Origin of the sequence: Enterobacter sp. ECC-249 (assembly GCF_043965265.1) — a bacterium.
GTDB lineage: Bacteria > Pseudomonadota > Gammaproteobacteria > Enterobacterales > Enterobacteriaceae > Enterobacter > Enterobacter quasiroggenkampii.
Genome location: NZ_CP143660.1, coordinates 2,205,382 through 2,220,236, shown reverse-complemented (window position 1 = coordinate 2,220,236; position 14,855 = coordinate 2,205,382). Strand labels below are relative to the sequence as shown.

Annotated in this window: 17 protein-coding genes, 2 tRNA genes and 5 other RNA genes; 13 read left to right on the top strand and 11 right to left on the bottom strand. The window is 52.7% G+C overall.

Annotation, left to right across the window (positions count from 1 at the left end; translation table 11 throughout):
* Positions 1 to 26 precede the first annotated feature (26 nt).
* The 4 genes from V1587_RS10590 to csgB all read right to left on the bottom strand — a co-directional run bounded on the left by V1587_RS10590 (position 27) and on the right by csgB (position 1,851).
* Positions 27 to 347 carry a type 1 fimbrial protein gene (locus V1587_RS10590; RefSeq protein ID WP_371899884.1) on the bottom strand — a complete coding sequence of 107 codons (321 nt, stop codon included), beginning with the start codon at positions 345 to 347 and terminating at the stop codon, positions 27 to 29.
* Between the two features lie 160 nt (positions 348 to 507).
* Complete coding sequence (csgC, locus tag V1587_RS10585) at positions 508 to 840, bottom strand: curli assembly chaperone CsgC (protein ID WP_371899885.1); 333 nt, start codon at positions 838 to 840, stop codon at positions 508 to 510.
* A gap of 61 nt (positions 841 to 901) precedes the next feature.
* Positions 902 to 1,354 carry a curli major subunit CsgA gene (gene csgA / locus V1587_RS10580; protein WP_023311110.1) on the bottom strand — a complete coding sequence of 151 codons (453 nt, stop codon included), beginning with the start codon at positions 1,352 to 1,354 and terminating at the stop codon, positions 902 to 904.
* A 41-nt stretch (positions 1,355 to 1,395) separates the two neighbouring features.
* A complete protein-coding gene (gene csgB / locus V1587_RS10575; RefSeq protein WP_371899886.1) occupies positions 1,396 to 1,851 on the bottom strand; it encodes a curli minor subunit CsgB in 456 nt (151 codons plus the stop codon).
* Positions 1,852 to 2,593: 742 nt separating this feature from the next.
* On the opposite strand from csgB, the gene csgD reads away from it, so the two are divergent.
* From csgD to csgG, 4 genes are read left to right on the top strand one after another with little or no spacing between them, the layout of a single operon-like run.
* The gene (gene csgD / locus V1587_RS10570; protein ID WP_021240790.1) at positions 2,594 to 3,244 is read left to right on the top strand and encodes a biofilm master transcriptional regulator CsgD; all 651 of its coding nucleotides are present in this window, start codon (positions 2,594 to 2,596) and stop codon (positions 3,242 to 3,244) included.
* A gap of 4 nt (positions 3,245 to 3,248) precedes the next feature.
* Positions 3,249 to 3,638, top strand: coding sequence for a curli production assembly/transport protein CsgE (gene csgE, locus V1587_RS10565; RefSeq protein ID WP_371899887.1), 390 nt, complete (start codon positions 3,249 to 3,251; stop codon positions 3,636 to 3,638).
* Positions 3,639 to 3,661: 23 nt separating this feature from the next.
* Positions 3,662 to 4,075, top strand: coding sequence for a curli production assembly/transport protein CsgF (csgF, locus tag V1587_RS10560; RefSeq protein ID WP_371899888.1), 414 nt, complete (start codon positions 3,662 to 3,664; stop codon positions 4,073 to 4,075).
* 26 nt (positions 4,076 to 4,101) lie between these two features.
* Complete coding sequence (gene csgG, locus V1587_RS10555) at positions 4,102 to 4,935, top strand: curli production assembly/transport protein CsgG (RefSeq protein WP_024908984.1); 834 nt, start codon at positions 4,102 to 4,104, stop codon at positions 4,933 to 4,935.
* A 43-nt stretch (positions 4,936 to 4,978) separates the two neighbouring features.
* Here csgG and V1587_RS10550 read toward each other — a convergent pair whose 3' ends face one another.
* The 4 genes from V1587_RS10550 to ghrA form a co-directional block, all read right to left on the bottom strand.
* The gene (locus tag V1587_RS10550; protein WP_371899889.1) at positions 4,979 to 5,461 is read right to left on the bottom strand and encodes a DUF1097 domain-containing protein; all 483 of its coding nucleotides are present in this window, start codon (positions 5,459 to 5,461) and stop codon (positions 4,979 to 4,981) included.
* 96 nt (positions 5,462 to 5,557) lie between these two features.
* The gene (locus V1587_RS10545; RefSeq protein ID WP_371899890.1) at positions 5,558 to 6,112 is read right to left on the bottom strand and encodes a molecular chaperone; all 555 of its coding nucleotides are present in this window, start codon (positions 6,110 to 6,112) and stop codon (positions 5,558 to 5,560) included.
* A 20-nt stretch (positions 6,113 to 6,132) separates the two neighbouring features.
* Positions 6,133 to 6,870 carry a phosphatase gene (locus tag V1587_RS10540; RefSeq protein WP_248227612.1) on the bottom strand — a complete coding sequence of 246 codons (738 nt, stop codon included), beginning with the start codon at positions 6,868 to 6,870 and terminating at the stop codon, positions 6,133 to 6,135.
* Positions 6,871 to 6,954: 84 nt separating this feature from the next.
* Complete coding sequence (gene ghrA, locus V1587_RS10535) at positions 6,955 to 7,893, bottom strand: glyoxylate/hydroxypyruvate reductase GhrA (RefSeq protein WP_371899891.1); 939 nt, start codon at positions 7,891 to 7,893, stop codon at positions 6,955 to 6,957.
* A 232-nt stretch (positions 7,894 to 8,125) separates the two neighbouring features.
* On the opposite strand from ghrA, the gene V1587_RS10530 reads away from it, so the two are divergent.
* The 4 genes from V1587_RS10530 to V1587_RS10515 all read left to right on the top strand — a co-directional run bounded on the left by V1587_RS10530 (position 8,126) and on the right by V1587_RS10515 (position 8,762).
* A tRNA-Ser gene (locus tag V1587_RS10530) sits at positions 8,126 to 8,213 on the top strand.
* 46 nt (positions 8,214 to 8,259) lie between these two features.
* A non-coding RNA gene (locus tag V1587_RS10525) (RtT sRNA) lies at positions 8,260 to 8,396 on the top strand.
* Between the two features lie 46 nt (positions 8,397 to 8,442).
* A non-coding RNA gene (locus V1587_RS10520) (RtT sRNA) lies at positions 8,443 to 8,579 on the top strand.
* A 46-nt stretch (positions 8,580 to 8,625) separates the two neighbouring features.
* Positions 8,626 to 8,762: non-coding RNA, RtT sRNA (locus tag V1587_RS10515), on the top strand.
* A 130-nt stretch (positions 8,763 to 8,892) separates the two neighbouring features.
* Here V1587_RS10515 and V1587_RS10510 read toward each other — a convergent pair.
* Complete coding sequence (locus V1587_RS10510) at positions 8,893 to 9,798, bottom strand: LysR family transcriptional regulator (protein ID WP_395314583.1); 906 nt, start codon at positions 9,796 to 9,798, stop codon at positions 8,893 to 8,895.
* A 109-nt stretch (positions 9,799 to 9,907) separates the two neighbouring features.
* Between V1587_RS10510 and V1587_RS10505 the strand changes: the two genes are divergently transcribed.
* The 5 genes from V1587_RS10505 to V1587_RS10485 all read left to right on the top strand — a co-directional run bounded on the left by V1587_RS10505 (position 9,908) and on the right by V1587_RS10485 (position 12,065).
* Positions 9,908 to 10,768, top strand: a complete 861-nt coding sequence (locus V1587_RS10505; RefSeq protein WP_395314582.1) for a pirin family protein — start codon at positions 9,908 to 9,910, stop codon at positions 10,766 to 10,768.
* A gap of 20 nt (positions 10,769 to 10,788) precedes the next feature.
* The gene (locus tag V1587_RS10500; protein WP_045908298.1) at positions 10,789 to 11,466 is read left to right on the top strand and encodes an isochorismatase family protein; all 678 of its coding nucleotides are present in this window, start codon (positions 10,789 to 10,791) and stop codon (positions 11,464 to 11,466) included.
* 147 nt (positions 11,467 to 11,613) lie between these two features.
* A tRNA-Ser gene (locus V1587_RS10495) sits at positions 11,614 to 11,701 on the top strand.
* Positions 11,702 to 11,745: 44 nt separating this feature from the next.
* Positions 11,746 to 11,883, top strand: a non-coding RNA gene (locus V1587_RS10490) — RtT sRNA.
* A gap of 44 nt (positions 11,884 to 11,927) precedes the next feature.
* Positions 11,928 to 12,065, top strand: a non-coding RNA gene (locus V1587_RS10485) — RtT sRNA.
* Between the two features lie 217 nt (positions 12,066 to 12,282).
* On the opposite strand, the gene phoH is transcribed toward V1587_RS10485, so the two are convergent.
* Positions 12,283 to 13,071 (bottom strand): phosphate starvation-inducible protein PhoH, encoded by a 789-nt coding sequence (gene phoH, locus V1587_RS10480; protein ID WP_008503509.1) that lies wholly within the window; start codon positions 13,069 to 13,071, stop codon positions 12,283 to 12,285.
* A 500-nt stretch (positions 13,072 to 13,571) separates the two neighbouring features.
* Positions 13,572 to 14,855 (bottom strand): iron uptake transporter deferrochelatase/peroxidase subunit, encoded by a 1,284-nt coding sequence (efeB, locus tag V1587_RS10475; protein WP_371898338.1) that lies wholly within the window; start codon positions 14,853 to 14,855, stop codon positions 13,572 to 13,574.

Below are 14,855 nucleotides of genomic sequence, written 5' to 3'. Positions count from 1 at the left end.
TCCACCGCAGGGCGCACGAGCGCGCTCTAGCGATACTGGATTTCGATAACCGCGAGCGTTTTTTCAGGATTAAGGTATTTCATATTGAGCGTCGCCAGGCTTGAGTCGCTCACTTTCCCGTTAAGCGCCTCTTCATAGCTGACCATACGCGTTTGCATACGGTTATTATTTGGACATGACATTGCAAAATGTTGCTTCTGGGGAGTGACTTCGCAGGGGTCTGCGACAATGGCACCGCGAAAATGAATGATGCCACCATTCACAACGGTGGCCGAATAAACCGGAAGGCTAAAAACAGCAGCGATCAGGCCCAGACCCGTCACGAGTCGAGCGAAAGAGTAGTTCATTATAGGTACTCCTCAATGAAAATCGTCCTTGAGGGGTAAACGCACTTCATTATGACAAACGAAGTCTCACGTTAAGGAACATAATGACCTGGTCCCTGATATCAGCATAGCTCAACGGCGAAGACCCGCCATATTCGCAATATATTGATTTCATGAATATTTAGATCGAACTTCCCGGTGGCGACCACTGTTTTGATAAATGAAGCGATTTTCCATCTGAAACGGTGACAACGATTTTTACCGTGTCTCCCGCGCTTATATTTAAACTGAGGCGCATTAAATCAATCGTCTGATTAGCGGGTATAAAAAGGGTATTTTGCTGCCGGGACGAACTTTGTCCCCCCTGTCCTTCTCGCAGAGAAACAATCTGAACCTGACAATCACACGGCTGCGCCAGAGTGACCTGCGGGATAATGGTGGTCATATTTTCCTGCTGCGACGTTTTGAAGGTTATCTGGCTGGAAAGCGCGGCGAGTAGAATTAAGGTATTCATGATGAACTCCCGAAAAAAAACAGGGCATCAGCCCTGTTTTTTTGTAGCACAGATTTCAGTATCAGTACTGATGAGCTGTCGCGTGGTTACCAAAGCCGATTTGGGTAACGTTAACAGTAGAGTTAGAAGCAGTCTGGTCTACGAGGGCACCGTTAAAGCCGCCGGACTGGCTAACGTTCATGACGGATTTTTTACTGTTCCACTGATCAAGTGTTGCACTGTTGCCAAATCCTTTCTGGCTCAGGTTGATTTTACTGTCATCAGAACCCTGACCAACGTCAGCGCCGTTACCGCCACCTTTCTGGGAAATATTCAGTACAGAATTTCTGGCGTCTGTCTGCAGAGCAACCGCGGAGTTACCGCCACCGTCCTGATAAATATTCAGGGTTGAATTTGGGCCACTATATCCGCCATGACCATGTCCATGACCCCAGCCGCCCTGATTAATAGAACCCGCCATAGCACTACCAGAAACTACGATTGCTGCAAGCGCTGCCACTTTGAGAAATTTCATGGTAAACCCCCATCGGATTGATTAAAGTCGTCGCGAAGGCGCTAATGTTGAATAACGTTAATCGCCATTTGCGACTGTTTCTGCACTACAACTGCGGTTTTCTGCGTACCGTACTGCGTAATATTTGCTCTATTACCCGACCCTTTCTGGATAATTTTCGCGCTATTACCGTATCCATCTTGCGTAATACCTGCATCATTCGCGTTGCCGCTTTGATCGATCCAGGCAATATTGTAACCCCCTGATTGATCAACTTTCGCTCTGTTACCTGCCCCATCCTGGGAAATAATGGACAAGAGTTTTGAACCTTCCTGGCGAACCTGAGCGTCATTGAAAACACCCTGTTGACCAATAATGGCTGCCTGATTTAGTGATGAAAGACTTAATTCGTTAACCGCAAAGTTATATTCAGAATTTGCCAAATCTGAATTCGCTGCGGCTACAAATCCAGGCGCACCCAATAATGTAAACATCATAATTAACGATGCGTTTTTCATGTTGTCACCCTGGACCTGGCTATTTAATCACTCCATTTTTAAACGACTCGTATTGTGTTAACGCGTCGTTACGGTGAAGAGTATGTCCGCTGAAACATTTTAAATATCTCACCCGCGCGGCTTATTTTTATTTATCGGCTCATCACAAAGTCGTAATTTACATCAAAAACCACTTTAATCAGGCCAGCTTATATTTTTTATTAAAGGTGTGTTGCGAGAGGGTTGTACAACGAGGCGAGGGCTGTCCACGCTTCCTCCCGGGTTGTTTAAACGTAACGGCAGGAGAACATTTTTCTCATCGCGTGACACGGAGCCTCTTTTCTTAAGCCAGAAAGTCGCTCATTCGTGGGTTTAGAAATTATCTGAAACTCATACTTAAATATCGCTTTAAAAAAATAACAAATAACATTAAAAATCAGTTCATTAAAAATATTTGTATGATTTTTAAAATCTGTGCACCTCTATTTAGGTGTACAACTTTCGCATCAATTGTTGCCATTACAAACAACCCAATTTAACAAATTAATATTAATTTTTACATTCAGTTACATGTTTAACACTTGCTTTAAACTTCGTAAAAGCTAGATTGAAATTAGATGTACGAAATTGGTTTTATATTTACCTCCCTGTGGAGGTTATGGTCTGATTCTACACACAGCAGTGCAACATCTGTCAGTACTTCTGGTGTCCTCTAATAAACAGGAGGACAGCTGCCAGGTGCCTAAAAAAGTGGGGTTTCATCATGTATAATGAAGTCCATAGTTTACATGGTCATACATTACTGTTGATCACAAAACCTTCTTTGCAAGCGACAGCGTTATTACAACATTTAAAGCAATCTTTATCACTGAACGGGAAATTGCATAATATTCAACGTTCTTTTGATGATATTGCACCTGGCAGCATCATTCTTTTCGATATGATGGAAGCTGATAAAAAGCTTATCCATTACTGGCAGGATATTTTAAGCAGGAAAAACAATAATATCCGCGTGCTATTGTTGAACACACCTGACGAATATCCCTTCAGAGATATTGAAAGCTGGCCGCATATCAATGGCGTGTTCTACGTCACGGAAGAAGAAGACCGGGTGGTTGAGGGCCTGCAAGGTATATTGCGCGGAGAGTGTTATTTTTCGCAAAAGCTTGCAAGCTACCTCATCACGCACTCCGGAAATTATCGCTATAACAGCTCAGAGTCAGCACTGCTCACGCACCGTGAGAAAGAGATCCTGAATAAGTTACGCATTGGTGCTTCAAATATTGAAATCGCCCGTTCGTTATTTATCAGCGAAAATACGGTAAAGACGCACCTTTATAATCTTTTCAAAAAGATAGCTGTGAAAAACCGAACTCAGGCGGTTTCGTGGGCTAACGATAACCTCAGGCGTTAATCACATGAAACGCACGTTGAGTTGGATCGCCGCAGCGAGTTTCCTGCTCGCTGCAGGGAATCTGAAGGCCGTCGAGGTCGAAGTTCCCGGATTGTTAACAGACCACACTGTCTCATCGGTCGGGCACAGTTTTTACCGGGCCTTCAGTGACAAATGGGACAGTACCTTTACCGGAAATATAACAATCAACGAGCGGCCCAGTGCACGATGGGGAAGTTGGATAACAATAACGGCAAATCAGTCCGTTATTTATCAAACGTTTTTATTCCCCACAAAAATGGACTTCGATAAAAACGTAGCCATAGCACTGGCACAATCAGAAGACGCTATTAATCGCCTGCAAATAGATAAAGCCCTATTAAGCACCGGCGATTTAGCAAAAGACGAGTTCTAGCGAACCGATATGCGGAGGCTGTCATGCGTATTGCATATGCAGTTGTTTCGATAATGCTGATAACACCCATAAGCTGGGCCGGAAATTTGACGTTTCAGTTCCGTAACCCTAACTTTGGCGGTAACCCTAACAACGGCGCGTTCCTGCTGAACGAAGCCCAGGCGCAAAACTCCTATAAGGATCCGAGCTTAAAGGATTTTAGCATTGATACCCCATCCGCCCTGGACAACTTCACTCAGGCTATCCAGTCGCAGATTTTAGGCGGGTTATTGACCAATATTAATACCGGTAAACCCGGCCGGATGGTGACCAACGATTTTATCGTTGATATCGCCAACACCGATGGACAGCTTCAGCTGAACGTGACCGATCGTAAAACCGGAAGAATATCCACCATTCAGGTTTCCGGTCTTCAAAGTAATTCAACTGACTTTTAAACAATAGCTAAATAAGGACAACGATCATGCAGCGCTTCCTGATATTTGTTGCAGTGTGCTTATTGAGCGGTTGTTTAACTGCTCCACCTAAAGAAGCTGCAAAACCTACATTAATGCCTCGGGCCCAGAGTTATCGTGATTTAACGCATTTACCTGCTCCAACGGGGAAAATATTTGTCTCCGTATACAATATTCAGGATGAAACCGGGCAATTCAAACCTTACCCGGCAAGTAACTTCTCCACGGCCGTGCCGCAAAGCGCCACCGCGATGCTGGTTACCGCACTCAAGGATTCGCACTGGTTTATTCCGCTGGAACGTCAGGGGCTACAAAACCTGTTGAATGAACGGAAAATCATTCGTGCCGCACAGGAAAATGGCACCGTCGCGGCCAATAACCGCACGCCACTGGAATCTCTGGCGGCAGCGAACGTGATGATTGAAGGATCGATTATTGGCTACGAAAGTAACGTTAAATCGGGTGGTGCGGGAGCACGTTACTTCGGTATCGGTGCGGATACCCAGTATCAGCTCGACCAAATCGCCGTTAACCTGCGTGTGGTTAACGTCAGTACAGGCGAAGTGCTCTCTTCGGTGAACACCAGCAAAACCATTCTGTCCTATGAAGTTCAGGCTGGGGTATTCCGCTTCATCGACTACCAGCGTTTGCTGGAAGGTGAAATCGGCTACACCTCTAACGAGCCGGTCATGATGTGTCTGATGTCAGCCATTGAAACCGGCGTGATCTACTTAATCAACGACGGTATAGACCGCGGGCTGTGGGATCTGCAAAACAAAGCAGACGTGCAGAACCCGATACTGGTGAAATACCGCGATATGTCAGTCCCTCCGGAATCCTGACAGGAAGCGAATAAAAAAGGCGAGATGATTATCTCGCCTTTTTTTATTCGCTCACCGCCGTGATGTTTTGCGCTTTTTCCCGTCGCGACGCCAGCCAAAGACCGCTGTTTTTCATCGCATAGCCAAACAGCAACCCCAGCGCCAGGGAAGGCACCACCAGCTTCCAGTCTCCCTGCCCTGCAAAGGTCGCGCACGCCCCCATAAAGGTTCCCGGCACAAACGAAAGCAGCAGATGCTTAGCCTGAACGCACATCAGGAAAGCAACAACGCCCGTCATGACGTACCCCAGTATCTCCAGATGCGGCGCCAGCGCGCTGCCTTTTACGATCACCAGCGCCCAGATAACCCCGCTCATCAGCGTGCAGCCAGAGATAAAGAGCCCTTTTATGCCCCCCTGCGGGCAGGCGAAATAGGCGGTACAGCCGAGGAACCCGGCCCAGCTGAGCAATCCGAGAGACACGGCTACCCATCCCCAAAGTCCGGAGAGAATGCCCGTCGTTATTGCGATACAAAGTAATATGTTCATGGCGCGCATCTTAGCAGAAGCGCACCATAGAAATGCGATCAGAAGCACATTATGTGCAAATTGAAATGCCGAGTTGCAGAAACTATGTGATCTAAATCACTCTTCATTCTCTTCTTCCAGCTCATCCCACATCGCCGCGATCGCGTCGCGGGTCAGCGGTGCCAGCGTTCTCCAGAACGGCGAGGTAGCATGCGCTTCGACTTTACCCAGGAATGTGCCGACCCACGGCAGCAGGTACGTTTCGAACAGCGTTTCGATAGCTTCGTTCTCATCATCCCCGGCGTTGTCTTCGAGCCAGGAGGCAGCAAGCAGCAGCGTACCGATATGATCGGCTGGCGTATCGCTCAGCGGCATACCGCGCGTGGAGAGGAAAGCACGGACTTCTGCTTCCGTTGCCCCTTCCTGCCAGGCTGAACGGTATGGCGAAACGCGGCACTCATCGCCAACGAACAGCGCATTATAATCCGTCGAGATCTGCTGCATATCGCAGCTTTTTTGCAGACGTTCCAGTAAATCATCCTGTTCCAGCGGCCAGTTCTGCGCCAGCTTACCTTCACGAATTAACGTAAAGAGCGGAACTAACAGCGGGTCTTGCGGCTGGCGATAATAGAGCGTACCCAGCACGCGGCAAAGGATGGAAAACTCATTCATTTTTTTATTCCATTACACAATTAAAGATCGGCAAATTCGGCAATCGGCTCCATGCCGCGCGACTCAAGGAAATCGAGCATGCGGCGTGGGGTCACGTTCAGGATTTGCGCTTCCGGGAAGTTAACGTCATTCAGCACTTTCAGGCACTCGCTGAAATCGCCCAGCGTGAAGGCGGTATGGGAATCCGAACCCAGCGCCACCATGCCGCCCGCATCACGCACGGCGGCCGCCACGGCGCGACAGTTGGCTTCACTGCCCTTACGCGAGTGAACAAAGGAGGAGTTATTAATCTCCAGCGCCACGCGGTGCTTCGCTGCCGCCTGCGCGACAGCCTGAATATCAATCGGGTACCTCGGGTTGCCGGGGTGGCTGATAATGTGCACATTGCCGCTGGCAATGGTGGCAATCATCGCCGCGGTGTTGGTCTCTTTATCCTGAGGTGGGAAAACCGGCTCATGGAAACCGGCGAGGATAAGGTCCAGAGACGTCAGCATCGGGCCGGTGCAGTCGATCTCACCGTCGGTATTTTTGATGTTCGCCTCAATGCCGCGCAGTATCCCAATGCCGTCCACAAGACGTGGCCAGATCCGCATATTCACAAAATGCCAGTAGTGCGGCGCATCCGCCATGTCCGGGCCATGATCGGTAATCGCGAACAGCTTAATCCCCTTAAGCTTCGCCTGGGCGATATAATCATGGAGGTTGCTATACGCGTGGGTGCTGGCGACGGTGTGCATATGCAGGTCAACGGGATACATCTCTCTCTCCTCTGCGGTTTTTCCAAAGGATAGCAGTTATCAGCGGCGAATATTAGCAAAAACCCGGCGAACGCCGGGTTTCTCTCAGTAGCCGCGCTGTCTGTCGACCTGGCCGGTGACCGCGTTACCCTTTTCCATTTCACTGATGGTATGGGATATGTACGCCACCGCTTCTGCCGGACGCGTCACGGCGGCCACGTGCGGGGTCATCGCCACGCGCGGATGTGCCCACAGCGGGCTTTCCGCGGGCAGCGGCTCACGGCTATAGACATCCAGCATGGCGCCTTTTAGCTTTCCGCTGTCCAGCGCCTTCAGCAGATCGGACTCGACCAGATGCACCCCGCGCGCCAGGTTCATCAGGTAGCTCTCATCGGCTAACTGGTTGAGCAACGCTTCATTAATGATCCCAACCGTTTCCGCCGTATTGGGCAGCAGGTTGATGAGCACGCGCGTGCCGTTCAGAAAGGCCGGGAGTTCATCCGTGCCGGCAAAACTCTCTACGCCCGGATAATGTTTGCGGCTGCGGCTCCAGCAGCGCAGCGGAAAGCCCCACGGGGCGAGCGCTTCAGCCACCTTTGAGCCCAGCACGCCCGCACCGAGAATGCCGATGGTAAAGTCTTCGCGACGGTAATCCGGCAGCGGCTCCCAGCGGGCCTGCTGTTTGAATGCCTGATAGTCATCAAAGCGGCGGAACCAGTGCAGCACCTGGCTGACGGCATATTCCTGCATCTGCTGGCCCATTCCGGTATCTTCGAGACGGAATAGCGGGATATTTTCTGGCAGCATTTCAGGGTGTGCCTTCAGTTTGCTCAGAATGGAATCCACGCCCGCCCCAAGGGCAAAAACGGCTTTCAGCTTACGGCCCTGGAGCATTTCTACCGGCGGATGCCAGACCAGCGCATAGTCAGCATGTTCATTATCGCCACGCTTCCACTCGCGTACGCGTGCGCCGGGCAGCGCCGCCGAAAGTGCGTCAATCCAGTAAGCGGTATCAAATGTAGGGTGATAGAAGAGAATATCCATGGTCATTCCTGCCTTTTATTGCGCTGATTTACTTTGTTTTTTAACGAGGTTGTCAGCATAACAAATTTATTGCACGACCGTGTTGTTGATAAAAAAGACGCTTTCAGCACATTTAAGAATCATGTTGCCTGAAGTTTGTCTAAACGCGCTAAATTACTGAAAAAGTGAGTTGACGGCAGTTCGGCTTTTCCTTACATTAGCGCCCGTCCCGTCAACAACGGGATGACAATATGGTGAGGTGTCCGAGTGGCTGAAGGAGCACGCCTGGAAAGTGTGTATACGGCAACGTATCGGGGGTTCGAATCCCCCCCTCACCGCCATATTTAAAGAAGAGCTCGTATGAAAATGCGGGCTTTTTTTTCGCATATTGCACGCATGCAGGGGGGATGAGAATCCCCGACCGGGGTTCGACAACTGGCGACAGCCAGTTGGACAGACTGTGAGCGTCGCGAACAGGCTGCCCGCAGGGCGAGCGAAGCGAGTCAATTCCCCCCTCACCGCCATATTTAAAGAAGAGCTCGCATGAAAATGCGGGCTTTTTTTTCGCATATTGCACGCATGCAGGGGGGATGAGAATCCCCGACCGGGGTTCGACAACTGGCGACAGCCAGTTGGACAGACTGTGAGCGTCGCGAACAGGCTGCCCGCAGGGCGAGCGAAGCGAGTCAATCCCCCCCTCACCGCCATATTTAAAGAAGAGCTCGCATGAAAATGCGGGCTTTTTTTTCGCATATTGCACGCATGCAGGGGGGATGAGAATCCCCGACCGGGGTTCGACAACTGGCGACAGCCAGTTGGACAGACTGAGAGCGAAGCGAACAGGCTGCCCGCAGGGCGAGCGAAGCGAGTCAATCCCCCCCTCACCGCCATATTTAAAGAAGAGCTCGTACGAAAGTACGGGCTTTTTTCTTTTATATCTCCGAAAGGGGGGATTCGAACCTTGAAACTCCCTGCGCTCTTTATGTCGGGTGGCGCTGCGCTTACCCGACCTACGAAAAGCTACTCCTCCACCATCTTCGCATACTCTTCGGTCAGAAAATCCACCAGCTTCCTGACCGACGGCAGCATGCCGCGCCGCGAAGGATAAACCGCGTGAATCACTTCCCGTCGGGGTTCCCACGCGTCCAGCACCCGTACCAGTTCCCCTGACGCAAGCTGATCCTTTACCATTAATATCGGCAACTGCACAACGCCCACGCCCGCCATCGCCGCTTCCCGCAGAGCCAGCATGTCGGTGGTAATAAAGCGCGGTGCGTAGTGGATCTCCGCTTTCGCCCCCTCTGGACCGCTGAGGTCCCATTTATGCACCTGTTTACCGGCACCCATACTTAATCCCGGCCATTCACTGAGCTCGGAAGGCATTAGCGGTTTACCCATACGTTCAATCAACTGCGGACTCGCCACCAGGCAATGCCCCCTGTCAGCCAGCACCCTTAACACCAGGTCGCTGTCATCAAAAGGACGCGGACGCACGCGGATAGCCACATCAATACCTTCGCCAACAAGATCGACCCGACGATTGGTGGCCTCCAGCTGGAGATTAATCCCGGGGTAGCGCGCCATAAACCGCGCCAGCATCGGTCCCACGTGGACGTGCAGTAGCGTGACGGGACAGGTGATCCTGACGACGCCGCGCGGCTCAGCCTGCAGCGCAGCAACGGCCTCCTCTGCCGCTTCTGCTTCTATCAGCATTGCCTTACAGTGCTGATAGAAAGTATGCCCCACTTCCGTCACCGTAAACTGCCGCGTAGTGCGCTGTATCAACCGTACGCCAAGCCGCTCTTCCAGCTGAGCAATCCGGCGGCTTAGCCTGGACTTCGGTAAATCAAGCGCTCTTCCCGCCGCCGCAAAGCCACCGTAGTCCACAACCTTCACAAACCAGACGAAGTCATTGAGATCCTGCATAAATCCTCATCGTTCTATTTTCAGAACAGTGAATGCCATTTTCACTATCTACCGGGACATTAACCCTGAATATAAGCTAATTACATCAACAGAACATCAGGAGTTAATCATGAAAAACATCACTGGCGTTTATACCGCTCCTCGTCAGCACTGGGTGGGCGACGGTTTCCCGGTCCGTTCAATGTTCTCTTATCAGACGCACGGCGAGCCGCTCAGCCCGTTCCTGCTGCTGGACTACGCGGGCCCGTACACCTTTCCGGCAGACGGTGCGAAACGCGGCGTGGGTCAACACCCTCACCGGGGTTTTGAGACGGTCACTATCGTCTATGCCGGTGAAGTGGAGCATCGCGACTCCACGGGGAAAGGCGGCGTCATTGGCCCCGGCGATGTGCAGTGGATGACCGCAGGCGCAGGCATTTTGCACGAGGAGTTCCACTCCAGCGCGTTCTCGCAGAAGGGCGGAGAACTGAAAATGATGCAGCTTTGGATCAACCTGCCGGCGAAAGACAAGATGGCCGCACCGGGCTACCAGAGCATCACGAAAGCCGACATCCCGGTGGTGACGCTGCCTGACGGCGGTGGAACGCTGCGGGTTATTGCCGGTCGCTACGACACGGTGACCGGCCCGGCGCACACCTTCTCGCCGCTCAACGTCTGGGATATCGCGCTGAACCAGGGAAGCCATCTGGCGCTCAACCAGCCTGAAGGCTGGAGCACGGCGCTGGTCGTGCTTGAAGGCAGCATCACGGTAAACGGTACCGCTCAGGCGGGTGAAGCCCAGCTGGTCGTGTTAAGTCAGGAAGGCGACAAACTGCACCTGGAAGCGAACAGCGACGCAAAAGTGCTGCTGATGGCCGGCGAGCCGCTGAATGAACCGATCGTGGGCTATGGCCCGTTTGTGATGAACAGTAAAGCCGAAATCAACGAAGCCATTCGTGATTTCAATTCCGGCCGCTTCGGCCAGATCTGAACGTAATAAAGGAGAAGAAGATGTCTGCACCTGCGAATTTTAACGGAACCCGTCCGGCCATCGATGTAAACGATGCGGTGATGTTGCTTATCGATCACCAGAGCGGTCTGTTCCAGACCGTTGGGGATATGCCCATGCCGGAACTGCGTGCCCGTGCAGCAGCGCTGGCAAAAATCGCAACACTGGCGAAGATCCCGGTGATCACCACCGCGTCCGTCCCGCAGGGACCAAACGGACCGCTTATCCCTGAGATCCACGCCAACGCGCCGCATGCGCAATATGTTGCCCGCAAAGGCGAAATCAACGCCTGGGATAACCCGGAGTTCGTAGCGGCGGTAAAAGCCACCGGGCGTAAGACGTTGATCATTGCGGGCACCATCACCAGCGTCTGCATGGCCTTCCCGTCGATCAGCGCGGTTGCGGACGGATATAAAGTGTTTGCGGTGATTGATGCCTCCGGCACCTACAGCAAAATGGCGCAGGAGATCACGCTGGCGCGCGTTGTACAGGCGGGCGTGGTCCCGATGGATACGGCGGCGGTGGCCTCTGAGATCCAACGTACATGGAACCGTGAAGATGCAGCGGAGTGGGCTGAGGTATACACCCATATCTTCCCGGCATATCAGTTGCTGATCGAAAGCTATAGCAAAGCACAGGAAGTGGTTAAAAACAGCGAAGTGCTCGATTCACAGCGTTAATCCCCGGCTCCGCGGCGTAAAAACCGTGGAGCTGATTATTGCTTAACCGAACAGGCACTAAACCTGAAAATCTGCTTGACCGTGTCAGCGCAACTCCCTATAGTAGCGCCCCGTTGCCCCCCAAGCGGTCAGGCAGCAAAACAATATGGTGAGGTGTCCGAGTGGCTGAAGGAGCACGCCTGGAAAGTGTGTATACGGCAACGTATCGGGGGTTCGAATCCCCCCCTCACCGCCATATTTAAAGAAGAGCTCGCATAAAAATGCGGGCTTTTTTTTTGCATGTTGCACACCTCTGGGGGGATGAGAATCCCCGACCGGGGTTCGACAACTGGCGACAGCCAGTTGGACAGACTGAGAGCGAAGCGAACAGGCTGCCCGCAGGGCGAGCGAAGCGAGTCAATCCCCCCCTCACCGCCATATTTAAAGAAGAGCTCGCATAAAAATGCGGGCTTTTTTTTTGCATGTTGCACACCTCTGGGGGGATGAGAATCCCCGACCGGGGTTCGACAACTGGCGACAGCCAGTTGGACAGACTGAGAGCGAAGCGAACAGGCTGCCCGCAGGGCGAGCGAAGCGAGTCAATCCCCCCCTCACCGCCATATTTAAGATGAGAGCTCGTACGAAAGTACGGGCTTTTTTCTTTTGGATCGCACCTGGGGATTCGAACCTTGAGACTCCCTGCGCTCTTTATGCCTGGTGGCGCTGCGCTTACCAGGCCTACGGGTATTGTAGGTCGGGTAAGCGCAGCGCCACCCGACGACATGCCCGCACAAAAAACAAAGCCCGGTTTCCCGGGCCTTGAACGCAACAGCAAACTCAGTAATACGCTTGTAGCGTGCGCTGGCAGAGCGCCGAGCGCACGCAGTCATCTTTGGTGAAGCGTACCACCCCAATCATCTCATCTTCCTCAAAACGTGACATGGCGTCGCTCAGTCCGGATTTCACGCCGGACGGCAGGTCACACTGGGTAATATCGCCGTTAACGATAACCGTCACGTTCTCCCCGAGGCGCGTTAAAAACATCTTCATTTGCGCAGCGGTCACGTTCTGAGCCTCATCAAGAATGACGACCGCATTTTCAAATGTACGTCCGCGCATATAGGCGAACGGCGCGATTTCCACCTTGCCAATCTCTGGCCGCAGGCAGTACTGCATAAAGGATGCACCCAGCCGCTTCACCAGCACGTCATAGACGGGCCTGAAGTACGGGGCAAACTTCTCCGAAATATCACCGGGCAAGAAGCCGAGATCTTCATCAGCCTGCAGTACCGGACGGGTAACAATGATTCTCTCCACGTCCTTATGGATCAGCGCTTCCGCCGCTTTGGCTGCGCTAATCCAGGTTTTCCCGCATCCGGCTTCACCGGTTGCAAAGATGAGCTGTTTACTCTCGATAGCATTCAGGTAGTGCGCCTGAGCCTCATTGCGCGCCACAATTGGAGAATTATCACGGCTGTCACGGGCCATGCCAATTGCTTCTACGCCACTCATCTGCACAAGCGAGGTGACCGATTCTTCTTCACGCTGTTTATGGCTACGTGAATCCCGTCTCAGCACACGTTTTGCTTCGCGACGAGCTTTGATCACTGCTTTTTGTCTTCCCATGGATAGCACCTTGAGTTGTTGGTATTCATCACACGCGCCAGCGTCGGCACGATTATGCGCACGAACATCAGAGGGTTGGCTTCCTTGTAAGCCATTGCTTGCACTATCGGATGACGATACGGAACAGCTACGCGCACCGTTCTGCACGTCGGTCGAATCAGATTCTTTAGGGAGGGGGGAAAATTTAGTGGTGAGGAAATCGCTGCCGGAGTCTGAGCCTCCGCGCCGGGTGCTGCGGTTGTTATGTTTACCTTGTCCAGTACAGGACGCAACCATTCGCGATCTCCATAGTGATTCAGCATCACTGCCGGGAACTACCGCTGTCTTATCTTAAGTACATCAGGAGTTATCATAAATGCAACATTTATTTTACCTGAATGCAACTTTTAAGACTGTCCCTACAGTTGAAATCAGTCTCATATAGAAATATTACAGAAATATAACAGTAAGATAGTCATATGAAAAAATAATGTCCCTGCGAATCGTCGCAGGGACAATTATCAGGCTTCAATAAGACCCTGAGCGAGATAGGCGTTGCTGTCGCGCACGCCCGGCAGGGCAAAGAAATAGCCGCCGCCGATGGGTTTAATATACTCTTCCAGCGCTTCGCCGTTGAGCCGCTTCTGCACGGTGAGGAAGCCCTTTTCCAGATCGTGCTGATAGCAGACGAACAGCAGCCCCATATCGAGCTGACCGGAATTGGTGACGCCGAGCGAGTAGCTGTATCCCCGACGCATCATCAGGCTCGACTGCGTCTCTTTGGTGCGCGGATTGGCCAGACGAATATGGCTGTCCAGCGCAATCACGTCGCCATTCGGATCGCGGGCGTAGTCGGGCACGTCATGCTCGTTCTTCATGCCGAGCGGTGCCCCGCTTTGCTTATCGCGACCGAAGATCGTCTGCTGCTCTTTTAGCGGCGTACGGTCCCAGAACTCCACGTGGAACTGAATAATCCGCACCGCCTGATAGCTGCCGCCCACCGCCCATGCCGGTTCATTCTGGTCGGCAGTGACCCACACCACCTCCTTCATGAGCGCGCTATCGTGGCTGTCCGGGTTGGCCGTGCCGTCCTTGAAGCCCAGCAGGTTCACCGGGGTCTCTTTTCCCTTGCTGCGCGCGGCGTGGTCAGAGATAAACCCTTCCCGCTTCCAGCGCACGCTCAGCAGATCCGGCGTGTGCTTGATAATGTCGCGCAGGGCGTGGATCACCGTATCCTGGGTATTGGCGCAGATCTGCAGAAGCAGGTCGCCGTGACAAAGGGCGGCATCCAGGGAATCATTCGGGAAGCGGGTCATTTTTTGCAGCGCTTTCGGCTTCTGTTTTGCGAGCCCGTAGCGCGCGTCAAACAGCGACTCTCCCAGCGAAACGGTAATGGTCAGGTTATCCGGGGCGATGAATGGCCCAAGAATGCCTGAGTCCATTGGCGGCAGACGCGGGTTCGGCGTATCGGGCGCTGGTCCACCGGCGGTAAGAAACGCGATGCGCGTCGTCAGCAGGCGGAACAGACGTTCCAGATCGGCTTTATCGCTGGCCAGTGAATCAAAGGCCACCAGCATCATCGACGCCTGCTGCGGCGTCAGGATACCGGCCTGGTGCTCGCCATAAAACGGCTGCGTCTCCATGCGGGCATTGGGTGACAGCGTGCCGGGCGCGCTTTGCGGTTTCGCCGCGTGCGCTACCGGACAGCCGCCGGCCAGCGCAAGGGCGCCCCCCAGCGCCCCTAACCCTTTTAACAACCGACGACGGGAAGGCTCAACCACGTCGCTCTCGTTATGCTTATTCAT

What these genes read in the sequence shown, in the direction of transcription:
- phoH (WP_008503509.1), bottom strand. Translation starts at nt 13,071, where the DNA reads ATGGGAAGACAAAAAGCAGTGATCAAAGCTCGTCGCGAAGCAAAACGT.
- V1587_RS10540 (WP_248227612.1), bottom strand. Translation starts at nt 6,870, where the DNA reads ATGTATCCCGTTGACCTGCATATGCACACCGTCGCCAGCACCCACGCG.
- csgE (WP_371899887.1), top strand. Translation starts at nt 3,249, where the DNA reads ATGAAACGCACGTTGAGTTGGATCGCCGCAGCGAGTTTCCTGCTCGCT.
- V1587_RS10545 (WP_371899890.1), bottom strand. Translation starts at nt 6,112, where the DNA reads ATGAATGAGTTTTCCATCCTTTGCCGCGTGCTGGGTACGCTCTATTAT.
- V1587_RS10550 (WP_371899889.1), bottom strand. Translation starts at nt 5,461, where the DNA reads ATGAACATATTACTTTGTATCGCAATAACGACGGGCATTCTCTCCGGA.
- ghrA (WP_371899891.1), bottom strand. Translation starts at nt 7,893, where the DNA reads ATGGATATTCTCTTCTATCACCCTACATTTGATACCGCTTACTGGATT.
- csgB (WP_371899886.1), bottom strand. Translation starts at nt 1,851, where the DNA reads ATGAAAAACGCATCGTTAATTATGATGTTTACATTATTGGGTGCGCCT.
- V1587_RS10510 (WP_395314583.1), bottom strand. Translation starts at nt 9,798, where the DNA reads ATGCAGGATCTCAATGACTTCGTCTGGTTTGTGAAGGTTGTGGACTAC.
- V1587_RS10590 (WP_371899884.1), bottom strand. Translation starts at nt 347, where the DNA reads ATGAACTACTCTTTCGCTCGACTCGTGACGGGTCTGGGCCTGATCGCT.
- csgA (WP_023311110.1), bottom strand. Translation starts at nt 1,354, where the DNA reads ATGAAATTTCTCAAAGTGGCAGCGCTTGCAGCAATCGTAGTTTCTGGT.
- V1587_RS10500 (WP_045908298.1), top strand. Translation starts at nt 10,789, where the DNA reads ATGTCTGCACCTGCGAATTTTAACGGAACCCGTCCGGCCATCGATGTA.
- csgG (WP_024908984.1), top strand. Translation starts at nt 4,102, where the DNA reads ATGCAGCGCTTCCTGATATTTGTTGCAGTGTGCTTATTGAGCGGTTGT.
- V1587_RS10505 (WP_395314582.1), top strand. Translation starts at nt 9,908, where the DNA reads ATGAAAAACATCACTGGCGTTTATACCGCTCCTCGTCAGCACTGGGTG.
- csgF (WP_371899888.1), top strand. Translation starts at nt 3,662, where the DNA reads ATGCGTATTGCATATGCAGTTGTTTCGATAATGCTGATAACACCCATA.
- csgD (WP_021240790.1), top strand. Translation starts at nt 2,594, where the DNA reads ATGTATAATGAAGTCCATAGTTTACATGGTCATACATTACTGTTGATC.
- efeB (WP_371898338.1), bottom strand. Translation starts at nt 14,855, where the DNA reads ATGAATAAGCATAACGAGAGCGACGTGGTTGAGCCTTCCCGTCGTCGG.
- csgC (WP_371899885.1), bottom strand. Translation starts at nt 840, where the DNA reads ATGAATACCTTAATTCTACTCGCCGCGCTTTCCAGCCAGATAACCTTC.